Annotated in this window: 15 protein-coding genes; 7 read left to right on the top strand and 8 right to left on the bottom strand. The window is 36.6% G+C overall.

The genetic code is table 11. The features are described 5' to 3' along the window. The first annotated feature begins 395 nt into the window (after positions 1-395). Positions 396-1349: an NAD-dependent epimerase/dehydratase family protein gene (locus tag MW688_RS08770; protein WP_486735585.1), complete on the top strand. Its 954-nt coding sequence runs from the start codon at positions 396-398 to the stop codon at positions 1347-1349. Positions 1350-1913: 564 nt separating this feature from the next. Here MW688_RS08770 and MW688_RS08765 read toward each other — a convergent pair. Further along, positions 1914-3995, bottom strand: a complete 2082-nt coding sequence (locus MW688_RS08765; protein WP_486735584.1) for a choice-of-anchor Q domain-containing protein — start codon at positions 3993-3995, stop codon at positions 1914-1916. Positions 3996-4828: 833 nt separating this feature from the next. Here MW688_RS08765 and MW688_RS08760 point away from each other — a divergent pair. Both MW688_RS08760 and MW688_RS08755 read left to right on the top strand, forming a co-directional pair. Further along, positions 4829-6247 (top strand): protein kinase domain-containing protein, encoded by a 1419-nt coding sequence (locus tag MW688_RS08760; protein ID WP_486735583.1) that lies wholly within the window; start codon positions 4829-4831, stop codon positions 6245-6247. 58 nt (positions 6248-6305) lie between these two features. Beyond that, positions 6306-7697, top strand: coding sequence for an MFS transporter (locus MW688_RS08755; protein WP_486735582.1), 1392 nt, complete (start codon positions 6306-6308; stop codon positions 7695-7697). Positions 7698-7709: 12 nt separating this feature from the next. Here the strand turns inward: MW688_RS08755 and hmpF are convergent, their stop codons facing one another. Beyond that, complete coding sequence (gene hmpF, locus MW688_RS08750) at positions 7710-9356, bottom strand: pilus motility taxis protein HmpF (RefSeq protein ID WP_486735581.1); 1647 nt, start codon at positions 9354-9356, stop codon at positions 7710-7712. Positions 9357-9534: 178 nt separating this feature from the next. Here hmpF and MW688_RS08745 point away from each other — a divergent pair, with 178 nt between their 5' ends. Beyond that, entirely contained in the window at positions 9535-10158 is a 624-nt protein-coding gene (locus tag MW688_RS08745; protein ID WP_486735580.1) for a sodium:solute symporter family transporter, read from the top strand. Here the strand turns inward: MW688_RS08745 and MW688_RS08740 are convergent. Beyond that, positions 10155-10547 (bottom strand): hypothetical protein, encoded by a 393-nt coding sequence (locus tag MW688_RS08740; protein ID WP_486735579.1) that lies wholly within the window; start codon positions 10545-10547, stop codon positions 10155-10157. The two genes, MW688_RS08745 and MW688_RS08740, sit on opposite strands and share 4 nt — an antisense overlap. A 63-nt stretch (positions 10548-10610) precedes the next feature. Here MW688_RS08740 and MW688_RS08735 point away from each other — a divergent pair, with 63 nt between their 5' ends. Then, the gene (locus MW688_RS08735; RefSeq protein WP_486735578.1) at positions 10611-10796 is read left to right on the top strand and encodes a hypothetical protein; all 186 of its coding nucleotides are present in this window, start codon (positions 10611-10613) and stop codon (positions 10794-10796) included. Positions 10797-10916: 120 nt separating this feature from the next. Here the strand turns inward: MW688_RS08735 and ctpC are convergent, their stop codons facing one another. The 5 genes from ctpC to MW688_RS08710 form a co-directional block, all read right to left on the bottom strand. After that, positions 10917-12188 (bottom strand): carboxyl-terminal processing protease CtpC, encoded by a 1272-nt coding sequence (gene ctpC, locus MW688_RS08730; protein ID WP_486735577.1) that lies wholly within the window; start codon positions 12186-12188, stop codon positions 10917-10919. A gap of 56 nt (positions 12189-12244) precedes the next feature. Further along, positions 12245-13507: a phosphoribosylamine--glycine ligase gene (purD, locus tag MW688_RS08725; RefSeq protein ID WP_486735576.1), complete on the bottom strand. Its 1263-nt coding sequence runs from the start codon at positions 13505-13507 to the stop codon at positions 12245-12247. A 38-nt stretch (positions 13508-13545) separates the two neighbouring features. Then, positions 13546-14883 (bottom strand): cytochrome P450, encoded by a 1338-nt coding sequence (locus MW688_RS08720; protein WP_486735575.1) that lies wholly within the window; start codon positions 14881-14883, stop codon positions 13546-13548. A 544-nt stretch (positions 14884-15427) separates the two neighbouring features. Beyond that, positions 15428-16234 carry an LmeA family phospholipid-binding protein gene (locus MW688_RS08715; protein ID WP_486735574.1) on the bottom strand — a complete coding sequence of 269 codons (807 nt, stop codon included), beginning with the start codon at positions 16232-16234 and terminating at the stop codon, positions 15428-15430. A 46-nt stretch (positions 16235-16280) separates the two neighbouring features. Then, entirely contained in the window at positions 16281-17186 is a 906-nt protein-coding gene (locus MW688_RS08710; RefSeq protein ID WP_486735573.1) for an alpha/beta fold hydrolase, read from the bottom strand. Positions 17187-17427: 241 nt separating this feature from the next. On the opposite strand from MW688_RS08710, the gene MW688_RS08705 reads away from it, so the two are divergent. Next, a complete protein-coding gene (locus MW688_RS08705) occupies positions 17428-18801 on the top strand; it encodes a sensor histidine kinase (RefSeq protein ID WP_486735572.1) in 1374 nt (457 codons plus the stop codon). A gap of 613 nt (positions 18802-19414) precedes the next feature. After that, a complete protein-coding gene (locus MW688_RS08700; RefSeq protein WP_486735571.1) occupies positions 19415-20764 on the top strand; it encodes an IctB family putative bicarbonate transporter in 1350 nt (449 codons plus the stop codon). The last annotated feature ends 200 nt before the right edge of the window (positions 20765-20964 follow it).

Raw genomic sequence — 20964 nt, 5'->3', positions numbered from 1 at the left:
AATGAACTTTTTCTGAGGTTAATTTAGTACATAAGTACTGGTGCAAGATATGAGTAATATGAAATAGAAAAATAAATGCTAAAAACGAGGTGATGACAAGCCACCTTGAGCCCCCCTTGGTAAGGGGGGTTGGGGGGATCTAACTGACGGGGTGACAACAAGCTTAAACCTGTTGGTAGGGTGTAGGGTGTAGGGAAATTTATTACCTGATTATTTAATTTAAATTACCATTTATGGTGTTTTCGGCTAGAAGCTGATAAGGGAGAATCGAAAATATGTTTGATTCTTATCCTAGCAGTATTGGGAACCGATGAACTAAAATACTTAGCGCTCATCTCCTCTATAGAGGTGAGCGTTATTCTTCTAATATAGTTAAAAAACAAAGGATAAAAAAAATGGGGATTCATGCCATCACAGGTGTAGCCGGCTTTATCGGTTCTCATCTAGCAGAAAGCTTATTAACTCAAGGAGAAAGAGTAATCGGTATTGATAACTTTAATGACTATTACGAACCAACAATTAAACGCGCTAATGCAGCTTTGTTAGCAAAATTTAGCACCTTTGAGTTGATTGAAGCTGATATTCAACAGGTAGATTGGTTAACACTGTTGCCCAAAGTAGAGTATATCTATCACCAAGCCGCCCAAGCAGGAGTAAGAGCCAGTTGGGGTCAAAGCTTCCGTAACTATACCGAGAGAAATATTAACGCTACCCAAGTGATTTTAGAAGCTGCTAAAGAAACAAATTCCCTTAAGCGCTTCGTCTATGCTTCTACTTCTTCCGTTTATGGAAATGCTGAAACTTTCCCTACCCCCGAAACAATTTCCCCTCAACCTGTATCTCCCTACGGGATTACCAAACTAGCCGCTGAGAGAATGTGCTGGTTGTATCATCAAAATTTTGGTGTACCTGTAACTGCCCTTCGTTATTTTACAGTGTATGGACCACGTCAACGACCTGATATGGCTTTTAATAAGTTTTTTCGAGCGGCGATAGCTAACCGCCCTATTGATATTTACGGCGATGGACAACAAACTCGGGATTTTACCTTTGTTAGTGATATTGTTTCATCTAACTTAGCGGCTGCTACAATTCCTGATGCTGTAGGAGAGGTTTTTAATATTGGTGGTGGTAGTCGTGTGGTTTTAGAAGAGGTTTTGAGTAAAATTGAAACTATCATTGGTAAACCAATTCAGAAAAATTATGTTAGTAGAGCTAGGGGCGACGCTCGTCATACTAGTGCTGATATTACCAAAGCTAAAAAGATTCTAGGTTATAATCCTCAAGTTAGCCTTGCAGAAGGTTTAACTTATGAATGGGAATGGATACAGCAATATTTAAAAGAGTAACTAATTTTGCTAAACCTGTAAAATAAACAAAATCTTAACACTCATCACTGCTTCAAGATTCATAACTCATATCAAGTTCGGGTGAATACTTATGATAAAAATGAGGTGAGGCAGGAGGCACCGAGGCAGGAGGCAGAAACTCAGATCTTGCATCTTTTCCAAAAGTTACTGGTGGTGGTTGAGTTTTGAAGTAATGAGTAATGAGTAATGAGTAAAAGAATTGATGTTAAACCTCTAGGAGACAAAGATTATAGGGAATTAACCATAAATAACATTTTTCCTTAAAAATTAGTACATAAGTTCTGGTGGAAGATATGAGCCGAGGGAAGGAAGAAGGTATGAAGGTCTAACTTTATCATAACTAATTAAACGGACATGATATCATAACTCATTACTCATAACTCATTACTTCAAAACTCAACCTCAACCAGTAACTTTTGGAAAAGATGCAAGATCTGAGTAAACGCTATAGATGTTTACAGTTATCATCAAAAACCCCCCGAAATTGCGGGGGGTTTGGGGAGATAATTTATCTAAATATGGTAAATACTACAAGCAGCACTGCTATATCTTTGTTAACCTTGATGTTAACCTTGATGATTCAGAGATAAAATCTTGAGCAGTAATCTCAGTAGGCATAACCGCTATTACTGTAGCTACATCTTCTCTACCAAACTCGATTAAAGTATTTCTTGTACCTCTTATTGAGTTAAAGGTCAAATCAGCAAATTCTAGACCAATAAATTTATCTACACCAGGAGTAAAGGTCTCAATTATATCCAACCCTTTGGTATTCTCTAAAGTATATATGTCTGTGCCATCACCACCATTGAGAATATCATTACCAGCACCTCCCTGGAGAGTATCATTACCATCACCACCTTCAAGTAAATCATCCCCAACAAAGCCACTGATAAAATCATTACCTGCGCCACCGATTAAAATTTCGGCATCATCACCACCTTCAAGGAAATCTCTGCCGTTACCACCGTAGAGGATGTTATTACCGGGACCACCTGTAATAATGTCATTGCCTTCTCCACCAATTAAGATATCATTCCCTTTGTTGCCAATGATTGTATCATCACCATCATTACCATCGATTAAATTATCGATGTTTTTGGCAAAGATTTTATCGTTAACATTACTTCCGATAATTGGAAATATTTCATTATCTACAATCGCGAGTATAGCAGTATCTTGATCACCAATACTAGCTCCGTTAGTGGGATTAGAAAGAGTGAGATTGACTCTTTCTGATGGTTCTACATCGCTATCATCAACAATGGGAATGTTTACGGGTTGACTAATCTCATCAGCGGTGAAGTTAACTACTACTGGGGTGCTATCATAGTCCTCAGGTGCCGTAGCTGTGCCATCACTAGGAGTAACAGTGACGTCTACAGGAACATCACTACTACCGTCTCTCACTAAGGTAATAGGAGGAGATAATATGGGAGTACCATCTTCTTTAACTACGTACAAAGGATTATCGAATTGAATAGAATTAAGCTCAAAAGCGCCAATATCCACCGTACCCACAAAACGTGAGGACCCTCTTTGGTCAGTAGTTAGAGTACTACCATTCAAATCTACAGCCAAGCTATCGTCTCCTGCATCAATTGCCGGACTATCAGGAACTAAAGCTAGGGTTTGAGTCGGGCCGCCGTTATCAGCTAAGGTAGTTTCAATAATGCCAGTAGCGTCATCAGCAATAATGTTATTGTTATTTTGACCAATGGTACCTATGATATTGGGGTCTGAATTAGCTATATTTCCAGCGATAATACTATTATTGATGTTATTTTCACCAGCAAATGAATAAATACCGCCGCCATAATCTGCCGTGTTACCAGATATTGTGGAATTTGTAATATTTGTTTGACTATGTGAACCAATACCACCGCCCAATCTAGCCCAGTTACCAAATATTGTGGAATTTGTAATGTTAAGGTCATCATTTGACCCAATACCGCCGCCTATCCTTTGAGCTGAGTTACCAGATATTGTGGAATTTGTAATATTTGTATACAATGAGCTAATACCGCCGCTATCTCTAGCCGTGTTACCAGATATTGTGGAATTTGTAACATTTGTAGATACTGTGGCTAGACTACCTCCGCCTGTACTAATAGCTAAGTTGCCAGATATTATTGAATTTATAATATTTAACGACTTCGATTCAATACCACCGCCAAATCTAGCCGTGTTACCAGATATTGTGGAATTTATAATAATTGCGTCGTCTGCCGAAATACCGCCGCCTCTAATACGAGCTGAGTTACCAGATATCGTAGAATTAATGACTAACACGTCTCCCACAGAAGAAATGGCACCTCCTGCGTCAACTACCTCAAATCCTCCTGTAAGAGTTAAGTTATCTATGGTAAAAGTACCTTGTTCTACGTCGAACAACTGAAAACTATTATTACCCTCAATAGTGATTCCATCAGTTAAACTTGACGCATCTATGATTAAATCGTCAGTCACTGTTATAGTATTACTCACCAAAGAAATGGTGTCATTATTGAGAGAAGAGTCAAATGTGATTGTATCTGGACCTGGTTCTATATTAGCTTGAGAGATGAAATATCGTAAACTGCCAATGCCTGAATCATTAAGATTAGTAACGGTAAATGTATTCATTGTCCTAGGAATTATTGATTAAACAACTTGCTCAATAATAACATCATGTTGACTTTTTCGTCAACATGATGAAGCTCTCTTCTCAATACTGCTCGGTTAAAGTTATCATCAAAAGCCCCCCTCTCCAGACTTTGGGGAGGTTTTTAACATTTCGGTAGGACGGGACAACTCACACCAAAGCATCTTTATCACTCATTTACTGGTGGGGGTTGAGTAATGAGTTTTAGCGATTAAATATCGTAAACTGCCAATGCCTGAATCATTAAGATTAGTAACGGTAAATGTATTCATTGTCCTAGCAATTATTGATTAAATAACTTGCTCAATAATAACAAGATGATTATTAGGTATTGTCAACGGTAGTGACAATAAATCTACCGGCACTATTTTTTTTAAAGAACTTAAATGAAACTGTTAGGATGATAAGGAGCAGATTTTTGTAGCATTTTATAACAAAAAGCCCTACAAAAACCCAGCCTAAAGTATTACCTTCGCGCTTCAATAGCTCTAGACAAATATTTCCATGCAGAATTATTTTTGTTTATAAGACAATACAATCCCCCAGGGTTAACAAGAATGAGATTGGCTATTTTTTTACAACAATTTCAAGTTTTCTAATTAAGTAATTTCACTTTTCCCCGATGTAAAAAGATAACCGGATTTGGTATCAGATGCGACCGTGCTATTTAAATAAATAAGTATATAACCAGAAAAGAGAGGAAGAGCGATCGCCTATCGAATTCCAGTCTAGGACAGTACAAGCTACATAACTACAAATAATTTGAGAAATTGCTATAGTAGGTAAAAAGATTGATTTTTCAGAGAATAAATTAATGGTCTTTTGTCTCAATCCTGCTTGTTCTGAACCTGATAATCCATCTGAGAATGATTACTGTCAAGGCTGTGGTTCTCTACTAGCTGCAAGTGCTCAAGAATATCTATTTCGTTCTCATTTTAAAATAGTGAAGCAGCTAGGAAAAGGCGGCTTTGGTATAACTTATTTATTTGAAGATACTGAATATTATAACCAACTGCGGGTACTCAAAAAGCTAATTATTCCCGATTCTAATCCAGAATTTATTAAAAAAACAAAAGAGCTATTTACTAGAGAAGCACAACAATTAAATAAACTAAACCATCATCAAATTCCTAAACTCTATGGCTATTTTGAATCAGATAATAGTTTATATTTAGTTCAAGAGTATATAAAAGGAAAAGATTTAGTTAAAGAGTTGCAAGAAGAAGGGCAATTTACAGAAGATAAAATTAAAGAGTTATTATTATCACTATTACCAGTTTTAGAGTACATTAAGAGTAAAAATATTATTCATAGAGATATTAAACCAGAAAATATCATGCGTCGTGAAAGTGACCAAGCTTTAGTATTAATTGATTTTGGAGCAGCACGAGTTGAACTAGCTACAGAAACCAATAATTTAACTGCAATTTATACTCCTGGTTATGCAGCGCCGGAACATATTAGGGGAAGACCGACTTATGCTAGTGACATTTACAGCTTGGGTGCAACCTGTGTCCGCTTACTTACTGGCTGTCTGAATACGTCTCAATCAAAAGCAAAAGATCCTATTTATGACGATTATCATAATCAATGGTGTTGGACAGAATATCTAGAAAAACAAGGTAAAAAAAGTAGTCCTCAATTGACTTTTATTCTTCAAAGAATGTTAGCAAATACATTAGCTGAACGTTATCAGAATGCAACGGAAATCAGACAGGAATTAGAGGTTAATAATAGTAATTCACCAGATATTTCTAAAACGGTAATGATTAATTATTCAGAGGTGAGTGAACCAAAGATTTCAGGAAAAGTCCTTGGTATCATCGCTGGAAGTTTAATAATTGTTATGGCGGCTATTATTCCCAAAATCACTAGTTTTGTCGAAGTAGAAGAAACTACATCTACAGTTAATAGAAATCTAGATTTTCCTGAAGATGTTAATAGATATCAAAATGAAGACTTATTATTAGTAATTACTAAAGATGGTAATAATTATATTTATGAAAGTACAAACTTTAAAACAGGTGAGTTTATGCAACTAAAACAGTCTGTATGCGAAGCTGATGCAAGTTTAGAAGAGTTAATATGCACTTGGAATAAACAGGGATATCAGTATACAGTGTTATACAATTTAAATCAGCCTCAAGAAATTCGCTCTTTAGTTAAATCGGTGTCAGGAGATGTGATTAATGAGGGGATTTTAAATTACACAGACACTGTACCACTTTTTTGATTATTACAACCTAACTTTAGAGTAGTCTTGTTATAACTTTGCATATTAATTAAAGATAATGACCATAAATTTAAACTCTCAACCAACTTTTGAAGAACAACTTAATCAAGCTAAGCTAACACGTCCGATGTGGTTACTATGGCTATTATCGGCTGGATTAATTGCTTTAGATGGGTTTGATTTTTTTATAGTTGGTGTAGCTATACCGTTTATTGAGAGAGATTTTGGGGTAGGGGCTGGGGCAACAGGATTATTGGCAACGGCAGCGATCGCCGGTTCTTTAATAGGTGCTTTAACTTTAGGAGCAATTACCGATAGAGTAGGAAGACAAGAGATGCTCTTAGTAGATATTATCTTGTTTTTAGTGGCCTCTATCGGTTCTGCTTTAGCTTGGAATTTAGAATCTTTGATTATCTTTCGTTTTCTGGTGGGGGTAGCGATTGGTGCTGACTATCCCATTAGTGTTTCCTATATTACTGAGAATGTGCCGGAGCGTCTGCGGGGGGTAATGGTAATTGGATCCTTTACTTTTCAAGCGGTAGGGGCTTTGTTTGGTGCTGTGGTGGGTATTGTGGTAATCTGGGCTTTTACTCAAGCCTCTGTTGATTTAGATTTGGTAGTTAACTATGCGTGGCGAGTAATGTTTGGGGTAGGCTTAGTCTTTGCTATTGGTGTAGCGGTTTTACGTTTTCAGTTTCTCTTAGAAAGTCCCAGTTATTACATAGCTAAAGGAAAGTATGAAGAAGCTTCAGAAGCCGCTTCAATTTTACTAGCTAAACCCATAGTAATCACCTCAGAAACAGATCCCCTAAGTTTAGAACCTCAATTAGACTATAGTGCTCTATTTAGTAGTAAATATGTGCGTCAAACTTGGCTCGCTTCAATCCCTTGGTTTTTACAGGATATTGCTACTTATGGAATTGGTATTTTTACGCCAATTATTATTTCTACCTTAGCTTTTGCCAGGGAAACTAATTTTATGGCTAAGGCGATGAATGGGGCTTTTGGGGCTGCTGTGGTGGATTTATTTTTGATTTTAGGATTTTTACTGGCGATCGCTCTCGTTGACCGTTGGGGACGTATTCCTTTACAAATTACTGGTTTTGTAGGTATGGCTTTGGGGCTAACTATTTTAGCCCTTGCTGGAGATCCCGAGGTTAGTAGTGGTGCAAACTTAGGACTAGTTTTCACTGGTTTTATTATTTTCAACCTCTTGATGAATGCGGGACCAAATGCCACCACTTTCTTACTATCGGGAGAGATTTTCCCCACATCTATTCGTGCCAGTGGTGCTGGTTTAGCGGCTGCTGCGGCTAAAACTGGCGCTATCGTAGGAACTTATGGTCTACCGATTTTACAATCATCTCTAGATCTTACGACTGTGTTGTTAATTTTCTCAGGAGTGTGTCTTTTAGGGGCAATTACTACTTATATTTTTCGACCTATTTAAACTACTAATTCTTCAAAGATTAGAATTATTTGTTAATAATTGCTCTAATTCTGTAAATATATCTGTTTCTTCTGAGTTTTCGCCGTTTATTTTTTCTAGAGAATTTTGAATTTCTTTTAACCTTACTTTTGCTTCATTAACTCCTGACTGCCAGGGTTGAAGAATTTCTTCGTAGCTTTCTACTTTAGATTGTAGTCTAACTGCATTTGTTTGTAAGACCTGCCAATTATCTAATTCTTGTTCTAATTCATTTTCTCTAGTTTTATTAGCTAAACTTTGTTGGTCGATTATTTCTCTTACTTTAGTAAGATTATTACCCAAGAGTTGAACTTCTGACTCTAATTTTTCCTGTTCTTCTTTTAAGTTATTATTTTGAGCATCTAGTAGCAGAATAATGGGTTCATAACCTTGCCGATGTTCTAAAGCTTCTTTGTATTGAGCGATTGTTTCTTTTTTTTGATTAATATTACGTATTTGCCCTTCTAAAGTTTCTTCGAGCATTGTACATTGTTCTTCTTTATATTTTACTTGCTGTTGTATTTCTTCTTTTTCTGAGTCTGCAACTGTTTCTAGTTGTTGTTCTATTTCTTTAACTTCTTTGTGTTTGATGTCTAGTTCTTCTTGCTGTTCATCTATGAGCATAGTCCATCTTGCTACTTCTTGTTCAAGATTTTCTATAGATTGACTTAATTCTTCTAAAGAAATATTTTCTAGAATTGCTGGATCTATTTTATGTTGATATTGCTGTTGCTCTTTTTTTCTGGCATCACTTACTAATAAATTATTTACATTAGCTTTTAATTTTGCTGTGGTTTGCAGATTTACAGTAATCCTACTCAATCTTTCTTGTTTACTTTCTAGTTGACTTTGTTGCTTTTCTAGTTCTATTTTGGCTTCTTCTAGATTTTTTTGATTAGATAAAAATTGTTTTTGACGGTCTTTAAGCTTGCTTATTTGTTTTTCCGCTTCATTTTTTCTTAACTCAGCTTCTTCGCGACCTTTTTCGAGATTGTTCCATTCTAACTCTAAGTGTTCAGATTGGGCTTCAATTCCTTGATATACGAGAGCTATTTTCTCTGTTATGGAGTCTGTTCCTTGGAAAGTATTTTTTAGGTTACCTATCAACTCTTGAAGTTTTTGAAAACTTTCTTCGGCTAAAATTTGACTGTTTTCTAGTTCTTGATGATTTTTTTGGCTATGTTCTTCAAGTTTTTGCCATTCTTCCGTCATTTCCTGACGTTTTTGCTCTATATCTGCCAGCTCTTCTTCTTTTAGCTGAATTTCCTGTTCTCTTAATTCTAATTCTTCTCTTCGTTCACTAATTTGTTGACTCTGGTAAGATAGAGAGTCTTTCCAAGTGTTAATTTTTTCTTGTTCTTCTTGAGTTTTTTCTAATACCCGTGAATAATATTGTAGTATGTTGACTATTCGTGCTGCACCGAGTTCAGGATTTCCCTTAATTTGGCGTTTGCTATCAAGCCTAACAAAGACTAGAGCCCCTTCTCCTACCTGGTTCATTTTTTCGGTAGAAATAAGTTCTTCACTAGCTAATGTATTCCACGTTCTGTCTTCTCGTTCAAAAGCAAGCAGCTTTAATTCGGTTCTCCAGCCGCTCACTAATCCCCTGGTTTGTTTTGTAATCTCTGCTATATAGAGCACCTTGATAATCCCTTTGATATCTCTTGTGCTGAAATGTTGTCTGCTATACTTTTATTTACTAAATATTACAATAGTAAATTACGAGTATTTTTGACTAAAACTATTATATCAAAATTATCCTATTGTTAAAACACTAAGTTAAGATTTTAAAATTATACAAGAGTAATAATCAAGTTTTATGCAACTAGTTGACTGGCTAATTATCTTAGTTTACATGGTATCTACTATGATTGTAGGTTTATATTTAGGACGTATTGGTTCTAGAAGCCTGGAAAATTTTTTTGTTTCTGGAAGATCGCTACCTTGGTGGTTAGCTGGTACTAGTATGGCCGCGACCACATTTTCTGTAGACACACCACTATTTATTACTGGTGTGGTAGCAGCGCGAGGAATTGCGGGTAACTGGATTTGGTGGAGTTTTGCCTTCAGTCACATTTTGATGATCTATATTTTTGCGCGAATGTGGCGACGTTCGGAAGTAATTACTGATGCAGAATTAACAGAAATTCGCTACGGAGGTAGGTTAGCTTCAATACTTAGGGCTACTAAAGCTTTTATCTTTGCTGTACCCATAAATTGTATTGGTATTGGTTACGCTATGTTAGCAATGGTTAAAGTAGTAAATGCCTTGGGATTATGGCAAAGCTTAGGGATTGAATTAGGTGACAATTTGAAGCTTCCAACCGTAGTAGGAGTAAGTATTTTAGTCTTGATTTATGCAGGATTTTCTGGTCTTTGGGGGAGTAGTAATTCCTTTTTACCAATGCCTCGTCCTGGATTAGATGATTCTGATCATTTCTAATCTTTCTTACTCGTCTGGCATACCCATTTCCAGAGAGGATGAGAGGGTCCTTTGTTGAGAATTGCCCTGGCTTGTTTTTCTAAACGTCTTTTTTCTTCCGGTGCGAGACCTCCTGCTAGGATATTTTTGCTTTGCCAAACTAAGACGGCGGTGGTAACTCCCAGACAAAAAGAGATACAGAGGGTAGACAGGGGATTATAGTGAAATGCGTAACGTAAAGCAGTCCAGGTAAAGTAATCTTGTAATATGGCGAGATATTCCCGTAAGCCCCATATTCCCCAAGAACCTAATATGATCCAGCTAAGAATTACAAACAACCATCTTCCGTATAGGTTTAATGTATATAATTTTTCTACGTATTTTTTTAAAGAAGGATCTACATGTTTCATCTGTACTTTGGAGGAGAATTAATTTTTGGTTAAGATCGATTGTAAATTAAGCTTATCTAAACTATGAATAACAGTCAAAACTGGTATATTATCCCTAACCAAAAAGGAGAGTGTGAGATTATCCAAGTAGAAGATGAGAAGAAGCAAATTATGGGAACACAATATTGGGGACCATTTGCTTCTCAACAGGAGGCGATCGCTAGTCGTGTTGGACTTATTCGAGCTGGCAAGTGTAAGCCTTTTGTCTAATATATACATACTACTCCCTGTCTATATTAGAGAATCTTTATCGAGCAGTATTGGGTAGCCGCTATAGTATATAGATAGTGAATTTTTAATAATTATCCACTATCTTTTTTACTGATGTGATTATTGGGATTGTGCTGAGGTTATTGTTTGTTGCAGAACTTCTACCGCTTTAGAAAACTGAGGGTCACTCAAACTACCTATTTTAGTGCGATCCTGCTGTAAGGTTTTACGCTCTTCATCGGTCATTTCGTAGATTACATCTGGTTCGATTCCTTCTTTGTTGATATCTCTGCCGTCAGGGGTTAGATATTTAGCAATAGTTACTGCTAAGCCGGAGCCATCTCCTAGACCTCTTACGGATTGAACGAGACCTTTACCGAAGGTTTGAGTCCCTACTAAAACTGCGCGTTTGTGGTCTTGAAGTGCTCCTGCGAGGATTTCACTAGCACTAGCGGATCCACCATCTACTAAGACTACTAGGGGTTTATCCGTTAGAGCTGTATTATTAGCATTGTGTACTTCTAATTCCCCGATACGGTCTACTGTGGAGACAATTTTTCCTGAGTTGTACCACATTCTCGCAATATCCACACTAGCGATTAATAATCCACCGGGATTAGATCGCAAATCAAGAATATAACCAGTGATGTCTTCTTCACCTAATTCTTTGATAGCGTCTTTCATTTCCCCAGAAGCTTGGGCGCTAAATTGAGTTAGACGGATATAACCCACTTTACCCATATCAGTTTCTACGACTCCAGCTTTCACTGGATGAATTTGGATACTAGCTCGTTTTAGAGGGTAGTCAATTTCTTGTTCTCCTCTTTTTATTGTCAGGATAACCGTGGTGCCTTCTTTTCCACGGATAAGATCTACAGCATCATTAAGTTCCATCCCTTCGGTACTTTTACCATCAATTTTGACAATGATATCTTTAGCTAAAATACCTGCTTCAAAAGCTGGAGTATCTTCTATGGGAGAAACTACAATTAGTTGATCTTTTTCTTCATCTTTTGAGATTTGAATTCCTACACCTGTTAACTCTCCAGAGGTATCAACTTTCATGTTGTTGAATTCTTCTGGATTCATAAAGCGTGTGTAGGGGTCTTCTAATGTTTCAAGCATTTCTTTGATAGCAGTGTAAGCTTGTTCTTTAGAAGCATAATCCCGTTCTAAATATTCTGTACGAACTGCACGCCAATCTACTTGGTTAAAGGTTGCGTCTACATACTGACGGTTGACAATTTGCCAAACTTCGTCTACTAATTCTTTAGGACTTTCCCGAAAAAAGGCTTGAGTTTGAGATAACCGAATCCCTGCTCCGGTGAGAGCGATACTGGTCAAAACAAAGGCGGTAGTACCGACAATAAGCCCCCGTTTTTTAGTAACCATAAGCTATTTTCTTTATTTGAGCAATATATACTAATTCTATCTTAACTCAAGATCGATTAAAGCACACGGTATCCAATATCTCTTCGATAATACTTGTGGTCAAAATTAATATATTCGACGGCTTGATAGGCTTTGGCGATCGCCCCTGAAAAGTTTTCATCAGTAGTAGTCACTCCTAACACTCTCCCTCCTGTGGTTACTAATTTACCATCTTGGTATTTAGTTCCCGCTTGAAATAGGATTGCCCCTATTGTTTCTATTGCTTCTATTCCTGATATTTCCATTCCTTGGGGATATTTGCCGGGATAACCAGAAGCTGCCATTACCACACATACTGATGTTTTTGATTCCCATTCAATTGGGGGCATTTCTCCTAGTTTTTGGGTAGCACAGGCTAAAAGTAGTTCATCCAGGGGAGTTATCAGTAGGGGTAAAATTGCTTGGGTTTCAGGATCTCCGAAGCGACAGTTAAATTCTAAAACTTTTATTTCTTGGTTGGGTGTAATCATCAACCCTGCGTAAATCACCCCACGGTAGTCAATCTTAGCTTTTTGTAGAGCTGTTAATATTGGATTTAGTACTTGTTGATTAATTTTTTCTGTTAACTCTGGGGTAACTATTGGTGTTGGTGCATAAGCACCCATTCCTCCGGTATTATTCCCTGTATCTCCTTCGCCAATACGTTTATGGTCTTGTGCTGCTACTAGGGGGCGAATCGTTATGCCGTCTGTGAGAGCTAAAACTGATACTTCTTCACCTACTAAGCATTCTTCTATAACTACTTGGCTGTGATTTTGTTGAAATAACTCTTCTACTGCCTGGTTAGCTTCTTGTCGGGTTGTTGCTACAGTTACTCCTTTTCCTGCGGCTAAACCGTCGGCTTTGACCACAATTGGTATTTTTTGAGTCTTTAAATAGGATTTAGCGTCTCTTAGATTCGTAAAAGTTACTCCCTCTGCTGTGGGAATCCCTGCTTGTTTCATCAAGGCTTTTGACCAGGATTTACTCGCTTCTAGTTGAGCCCCTAATTTACTAGGGCCAAAAATTTTAGCTGTTGTGTGCTGGTTGAGATAGTTAGTTATACCTAGAGCTAGAGGTATTTCTGGTCCTACTACCACTAAGGCGATGTTTTCCTGATTAACTACTGCGGCTATTTTACTAAACTCATCTACTGCTATTTCTAAATTTTGGCAGTTTTGCAGAGTAGCTGTGCCCCCATTGCCTGGTGTACATATTACTTTTTCAACGTTTTTTGATTGTAGTAGTTTCCAAGCGAGGGCGTGTTCTCTTCCTCCGTTACCAACAACTAAAATTTTCACAAGACAACCTCACAGATAGAGTATAGCTTTAATTTTAGCTAAGCGAGGGACATCTGTACACCTCTAGCTGGTGCTAGGGTAACACCTCGACGTTGAGGTGTTTCTGCTTGTTCATCTGCTAAGTTTAGTTGATAATTAGCGACGATAGTGGCGATCGCTAAGCGCATTTCGTATTGTGCTAATGCTTCTCCTATACAACGACGCACTCCTCCTCCAAAGGGTAAAAATTCGTAGGGTGTAAATTGTCGCTCTAAAAAGCGTTCTGGACGAAACTGAGTATGATTAGGATAAATATCTTCTCTTTGGTGAGTCAGATAGATACAACCCATAACCACCATACCTGGTGTCAGTTGATACCCTATTAGTTCGATTGGTTCTTCTACTTGTCGAGGGAATGTTAACATGGCTACTGGGTGTATGCGTAGAGTTTCTTGACAAACTGCTGTCAGATAGGGGGAACGAAATAAGTCTAGGGGTTGAGGATTGTTCCCTAATTGGGTTAATTCTGCTAGAAGTTTTTCTTTTACGGTAGGGAGACGGTGTATCCAATATAATGCCCAAGACATGGCTGTAGCTGTGGTTTCATGTCCGGCAAATAACAGTGTCATCAACTCATCTCTCAGTTCTTTGTCGGTCATTTTTTCCCCTTGTTCATCTTCTGCTTTTAAGAGTAGAGAGAGAATATCTGTGCGATCGCTCTGGGGGTTGGCACGACGTTCGGCGATTTCTTCATATATTAAACTATCTATTTGGTTTCTTTGGGCTACAAATTTACCCCAAGGACTCCATGATCCCCAATCTTGTTGTAATTTCGGGAAGAATAGTAGGCTAGATGCTAGGGGTGAAGAAAAGCGATCGCTTACTTTTGTCAGTAACTGTTTCAGTTTACTATACCGTTCTCCTTGGCTTAGTCCGAACACTGCTTGAATTATTACTTCTAGAGAAATAGCTTGAGTTATATTTCGTGCTTTCCAGACTTCTTTTGGTGATAGTTGTTGCATTTGTTTATGGGTAATATCTACGATTAGTTCCCCATAGTTTTTCATTCTATCTCCATGAAAAGAAGGCATTACTAATTGACGTCTTTTTTTATGGTCTTTTCCTTCTAACATGATTACGGAAAAATCACCAATCAGAGGGGCTAATATCCGGTTTAAATTACCCGGCGCACTTAACTTACTGCGATCTTTCGTTAGGATTTTTTCTATTGCTTCAGGATGGCTAGTTAGTACTATTGTGTCTCCAAAACCAATACCTTTAGCAATGAACATATCTGGATATTGTGCTTCTTTGGTTTCTAAATATTCGGTAGGATTTAGTACCCACTGTAGGGCGTGTCTTCCTAAAGATTTTTTTGGTCCTTGTAGTTGTCTCATTTTATCTTTTAATCTTAGGTCTTTTTTTTCAATGTTAACTTATGTTAATTTGTCTTTGATTCCCAGATTTAATATATTTTTTTTGAAAATTACTACAAATATTGCCAAGTTTACCCATGAAAATATTATTAGGCTTAATATGGAAGAGAATTAACTTATTGGCGATCGCTTTCCCCCTATTTTCTATTTTTATTGTAAAAACTATTGTATTTTATAATTTTAACTTATATAATTAAAGTTATTAATCTAATCTATTCAGTTATTTTATGTAGCATGAAATAACTGCATATTTCAAAAAAGAAGTAAGCTTAATGGCACAGATAGCGTAGATCGCTAAATCATGTTCCAAAAAGCTTAGATTAAGATGGAGCATACCTGCCCAAATTGTTAATTTAGTTCAAAATTGGAGATGAGATCACATCAAAAAGTTAATACTTTGGTAATAACTCAAGTTGATAGTAATCATAAGTTTCATCCAAGTATGATGTTTTTAGTAAGAATGTAGGTGTAAGAGTTAATTTACACTCCTACTTCTGTAAAAATTTTAGCCGTTACTGGGAAAATTCTCGATTTGAGCATAACCAGTGAACAACAGGTATTTTCCCTGAGTTTCTAGACGATTAAGACGCATAATCACCCCATCTAGATTAAAGCGATCAAGATCTACCATTTCATTCAAAATTTCTCCCAATATTTCCGTCAAGGCGGCGGAAGTATCTCGTAAATCTTCAGGAATATCTGATTCTTCAAATTTTATATTATTGAATTGAACTTTACGTCGCTTAGCCACAGCGAGGGTACAAGTCAGGCTAATAGGAATAACTTTTTCACCACCCAAATCAGCTTTAGCAAAAAGTTTAACTTGATTATTAGGACGTAATTCTAAAGAAACATCGCTGAATGAGACTGGGTTGCCTCCAGATAAATCAGTTAACTTTTCCAGAGAGAGGTTTTCCAAGCGTTTTCTGACTAATTTAGCTTTAAAAGCTTCATTAATATCAGCTTCTGACAATTTTACTGAAGCTATGGCTTGGGTTGGTTGTTTCAAAGATATCTTACCCTTGAGAACTGAACTAAAATCTAGAGAAACTGAATTTGTTTCAAAAGACATTTCCTCGGTACGAAAATCTCGACGAATTACCAAACCACGTCCGTTCATTTTAAAGCTATCAATGCTCCCCTGTAATAACTTACTTGAGGGTTGACAGCGAACTTCTACCTCTACTGATTCACTTTTAGTAAAGAGGTGGCGAATGGTATTGCCAGCAACTGTATTAAGAAGATTTTCTCCCCAATCTGTACCCTGTTGATTATTTGAACCAATAAAGCCACCAAACATATTTATATACATCTACTAAGTTAGTATCTTTTTTTCTTTGTAACAAAATATTAACAAATCAGCAAATCAAATTTACCCAATCTTTGATAATTAGGTTAATTTGATTAGGGATTTCGTCATGAGGACAATGACCTGCCTCTAGGTAATGTTCGCTCAAATTGGGATAATATTGGCGAAATTTTGCCCCTCTAACTCTACTATCCATCCAAGGGTCTTTTTCTCCCCACAACATCAGTAGAGGGCATTTTAACTGCTTGAGAAGTACATCGTTTTTTTCGCCTCGGGAATTTTTAAATACCGAAGCGAAAACTTGAGGGGCACCGCGATCGCAAGAAGGCAAATATATATCTTCTACAAGCTTATCAGTAACAGCGCTTTGATCCCAATATACTTTTTGTAGAGTTTTTCTAATTACTCGTGGTCTTCTCAAGTATTGAAAAAGTAAATAACTTCCCCAAGGCTGTAGTAATACAGAACGAATCGAGTTATTCAGCCAATCTTTGAATAAATTAGGTTTTTTATCAGACCCTTCACCATCTGCTTGAGTTTCTGTAAATGGTCCGGCGGGATTAACCAAAATCAGACCAACAGAGGAATTGGGACGTTGAGAAGCGACACACAAACTGGTGTAACCCCCCAGGGAATTGCCTGCCAAAACCACAGGTTGACCAATGACTTCAGTAATAAAATCATCAAGTTGATCTCGCCATAAATCGCCACTATATTCAATATTGGGTTTAGCTGAACGTCCAAAACCTAACAAATCTATAGCCCAAACAGAAAAATTTTCTTTTAACTGAGCTATATTTTTGCTCCAATGTTCTGTAGAAGCGCCAAAGCCATGAACTAATAACAATGGAGGGCGATTATTTTGAGATTCTCCTGCTTGTACGTAATAGATTGAGTAACCTCGCCATTGCCAGTAACTACCTGGCGTTGACTTGTTTACGGAAACTGCTTTCATGGTTCTTGTAAACTTTTATTAAGTAAACTCGACTCTTATATTCTATCGCTAAAACTAAAAAGCGCACTATTTTAGTTCTCAAGTTGCACATTTTCCAGGGAAGTTTTTTACTTTCGATGTTCGTTAAGAAGAAAATTAGGGAACGCTTATTATAGACACAACTTTCGATTATTCAAACAAAAAGTTAGTCTATGAATTTCTCAAAAAAACCTAGTTACCCGTGGTCGCAACTAACAAAAAAATGAACAGTTCAAACCAAAGACTATTTACTAGTTTCCATAACTTACTCACACCGGAATCAGAAAATGAACAGTTGAATATGCTTCATAAGCTGGATTTAATGGTACCAGATGCCGTTTTTATTTTTGAAGAAGCCACTCAAATGGGAGCTCGTTTTCTAGACATACCGATTTGTTTTTTAGCCTTAAATTTAGGAAATCATCTCTGGTTAAAATCAGCTTTAGGTTTATGGAAACTAGGAGTTATGAATCATTTAGCTGAGGGGCGTAAAATGGATCGTGATGATTCTTTTTGTGCTGATGTTATTGACAGTCGTAGTATGTTGATGATTGAAGACACTTTTACTAATGAACTATATACGCATATATCTCTAGTAAGGGACTATGGAATTCGTTCTTATTTGGGTATTCCTTTGATTACCACAACAGGTAATTGTTTAGGGACATTAGCTGTAATGGATTTAATTCCCCATAAATTTAGCATCAAAGACCAAGAGTTTCTGGCTTTAACTGCTCGTTGGTGTATAAGAGAGTTAGAAAGCAGATACTATTGTAATAAGTTAAATCAAGATAAACAACTAGATTTTGTGGCCTATGATTCTAATTGTTCTGCTCAAAATCTAGTTAAAGATTGTCAAGTAGAATTGTCTATTCAACTTGGGCATCAAATTAGTGCCCCCCTAACTAATATTATTGGTATGTCTAAAGTGTTGAGTGATCAAACTTACGGCATTGTTAATGAGCGACAGGCAAAATATTTAGAGATTATTTACCAAAGTGGACAACAAATATCCTCGGTGTTGGAAAATATTAATCATATTAAATTCCAGGATCAATTTTTTGAAGAAATTAATTTAACTTCTACAGATCCAAGAATTATTGTTCAACAGGTTATTAGTAGTTTAAAGAGCTTCAATTGTGAGTTGCAATTCGTCGATAATCTGGAAAAAAAATCTTATCTTTTAGATAAAAACAAAATAAATCAAACTCTTTACTATTTAGCTATGAGTTTATTAGAGAATTCAACGAATAAAGAGCTAAAATTTCAAATCAATTACCAGAATAGTCATATTGAAATATGCTTACAAGTTCCTAATTTACCAAAAAAATTACCTAAATTACTAGAAGATAATTGGCAATTATTTCAAGAAAAATTTGGTAAAAATAATGGTTTAGATGAACAGATATTTCTTAAAAGTGATAGAATATCCAGCATTATTAGCAGGATTAAAAAAACTGATACTGATTATATTGAATTAATTTATTTGTTTCTAGGTTGTTATTTGGCCGACTTACAACAGGGTAAAGTTATTTTCCAAACTTTTAAAAATTCTGGTTGTCAGTACATATTAAAGCTACCGCAACTTCTACAGTAAACCTGAGACTACGCAAGTACAAAAAAGAAGTCATCAAAGCAGTACAAGAAAAAACCAAGGAACCTCAGACCAACAGTTAACTCAGACCAAAGCATCTTTACCTCAGATCTTGCATCTTTATCACTCATTTACTGGTTGTGGTTGAGTAATGAGTAATGAGTGAGGAAGTAATGAGTAAGAGAATTGATGTTAAACCTCTAGGATACAAAGATTATAGAGAATTAACCATAAAGAACATTTTTCCTTAAAAATTAGTACATAAGTTCTGGTGGAAGATATGAGTTTACCCAAAGTTACTGGTTGTGTTTGAGTAATGAGTTTTGAAGTAATGAGTTTTGAAGTAAGAAGTCTTGAAGTCTTGAAGTAACAAGCAAGAAGTTTTGAAGTAATGAGTAAAAGAATTGGTGTTAAACCCCTAGGAGACAAAGATTATAGAGAATTAACCATAAAGAACATTTTTCCTGAAAAATTAGTACATAAGTTCTGGTGGAAGATATGAGGTTAATGATGAGATGAGATGACTGTCTGGACCTGAAAAATGCTATAGATAAATAAAATTGTAATTCTTATCTCCACGACTCTAAGGCGTGGGTTTTTCAGAGGGAGGTTTTTTATGAGTTTTGTCAGGCATGATTGGGTCAATAACAGCATAGTATATAGCCTAGTAGGAAGCTTAGCAAACTGGAGAGAGGCTTCTTGGCTTTTACGATGGTCTCAGGTTTTGGCCGTATGTTTATTAGCCTTAGTTTTGGGATTAGCTCCTTTTGTAACAACTAGTTTAATTGGTGTATTATTAATAGCATTGGGAATGTTTTGGTTACTCTTGACGGTGTCTGATACTGAAAGAGTTTCCAGTGGAATTATCGATAAACTAGCATTAGTTTATTGGTCTATAGCTACTATATCCACAGCTTTTTCTCCAGTTAAGACTCTAGCTTTAGATGGATGGATTAAACTAACTCTATACTTACTTATGTTTGCTTTGTCTGCAAGAGTATTACGTTTTCCGAAAGCAATGGAATGGCTAATTACCATTTTTCTACAGGTATCTTTGATAGTTAGTGTATATGGAGTAAGACAACAGATTTTTGGAGTAAAACAGTTAGCGACTTGGAACGATCCCAATTCACCGTTAGCAAACGATACTCGGGTTTATAGTTATTTGGAAAATCCTAATCTTTTAGCAGGCTACTTGTTACCAGCGATCGCCCTAAGTTTAGCGGCAGTTTTTATCTGGCGTGCTTGGTTACCTAAAATTCTAGCTATAGTTATTTTTATAGTTAATTCTGCTTGTCTTGTGTATACTGATAGCCGTGGCGGTTGGTTAGCAATGGTTGGACTTTTGGCAGTTTTTGGAATTCTTAGCTACTTTTGGTTTTATAAAAAAATACCAGCTTGGTGTAGGTTATGGATCCCAATAGTCGTGGTAGGAGTTATCTCCCTAGGAATGTTAGTAACTTTTTGGCAAGTAGAAACAGTTCGTTTGCGCATTTTGAGTATTTTTGCCGGGAGAGAAGATAGTAGTAATAACTTTCGCCTTCAAGTATGGGCTTCAGTATTAAAGATGATTGGCGATTATCCCATACTAGGAATAGGTCCAGGAGGTAAAGCTTTTCAGGCTATTTATCCCTTGTATATGCACCCCAATTACTCCTCTTTGGGGGCATACTCTATTTACCTAGAGACTACCGTAGAAACAGGTTTAATTGGTATTAGCTGCTTTCTTGCCTTGATTGGAGTAACTATATCTCGGGGCATTTTCCATTATTCACGCTTACGCCGTCTTGAAAATAATAGAGGTTTTTGGGTAATTGGGGCGATCGCTGGAATTATCGGACTACTTATCCAAGGTGGTTTTGATATCATTTGGTATCGTCCCCAAGTTAATACCCTTTGGTGGTTTTTAGTAGCAATTATTGCTAGTTTAGATTTCCAATCATCTCCAAAATCAAGAAACTCTTAACTCATATCAAAGCACCAGTACTCATGTACTAAATTAACCTCAGAAAAAGTTCATTTCTCTTTCGCCGAAGATTTTGCACTCGGTCAACCAATTTTTAAGCGTTGAGCATGAATTCTTTAACTCATTACTTCAAAACTCCTTACTTCAAAACTCCAAAACTCCAAAACTTCAAGACTTCTTACTTCTTACTTCTTACTTCT

The organism is Johannesbaptistia floridana (genome assembly GCF_057440575.1).
Note: the sequence above shows the minus strand (reverse complement) of the source record. Positions and strands in the feature narration are given on the sequence as shown.

What these genes read in the sequence shown, in the direction of transcription:
- MW688_RS08765 (WP_486735584.1), bottom strand. Translation starts at nt 3,995, where the DNA reads ATGAATACATTTACCGTTACTAATCTTAATGATTCAGGCATTGGCAGT.
- MW688_RS08710 (WP_486735573.1), bottom strand. Translation starts at nt 17,186, where the DNA reads ATGAAAGCAGTTTCCGTAAACAAGTCAACGCCAGGTAGTTACTGGCAA.
- MW688_RS08720 (WP_486735575.1), bottom strand. Translation starts at nt 14,883, where the DNA reads ATGAGACAACTACAAGGACCAAAAAAATCTTTAGGAAGACACGCCCTA.
- MW688_RS08770 (WP_486735585.1), top strand. Translation starts at nt 396, where the DNA reads ATGGGGATTCATGCCATCACAGGTGTAGCCGGCTTTATCGGTTCTCAT.
- MW688_RS08700 (WP_486735571.1), top strand. Translation starts at nt 19,415, where the DNA reads ATGAGTTTTGTCAGGCATGATTGGGTCAATAACAGCATAGTATATAGC.
- MW688_RS08735 (WP_486735578.1), top strand. Translation starts at nt 10,611, where the DNA reads ATGAATAACAGTCAAAACTGGTATATTATCCCTAACCAAAAAGGAGAG.
- MW688_RS08715 (WP_486735574.1), bottom strand. Translation starts at nt 16,234, where the DNA reads ATGTATATAAATATGTTTGGTGGCTTTATTGGTTCAAATAATCAACAG.
- MW688_RS08755 (WP_486735582.1), top strand. Translation starts at nt 6,306, where the DNA reads ATGACCATAAATTTAAACTCTCAACCAACTTTTGAAGAACAACTTAAT.
- MW688_RS08705 (WP_486735572.1), top strand. Translation starts at nt 17,428, where the DNA reads ATGAACAGTTCAAACCAAAGACTATTTACTAGTTTCCATAACTTACTC.
- ctpC (WP_486735577.1), bottom strand. Translation starts at nt 12,188, where the DNA reads ATGGTTACTAAAAAACGGGGGCTTATTGTCGGTACTACCGCCTTTGTT.
- MW688_RS08740 (WP_486735579.1), bottom strand. Translation starts at nt 10,547, where the DNA reads ATGAAACATGTAGATCCTTCTTTAAAAAAATACGTAGAAAAATTATAT.
- MW688_RS08760 (WP_486735583.1), top strand. Translation starts at nt 4,829, where the DNA reads ATGGTCTTTTGTCTCAATCCTGCTTGTTCTGAACCTGATAATCCATCT.
- MW688_RS08745 (WP_486735580.1), top strand. Translation starts at nt 9,535, where the DNA reads ATGCAACTAGTTGACTGGCTAATTATCTTAGTTTACATGGTATCTACT.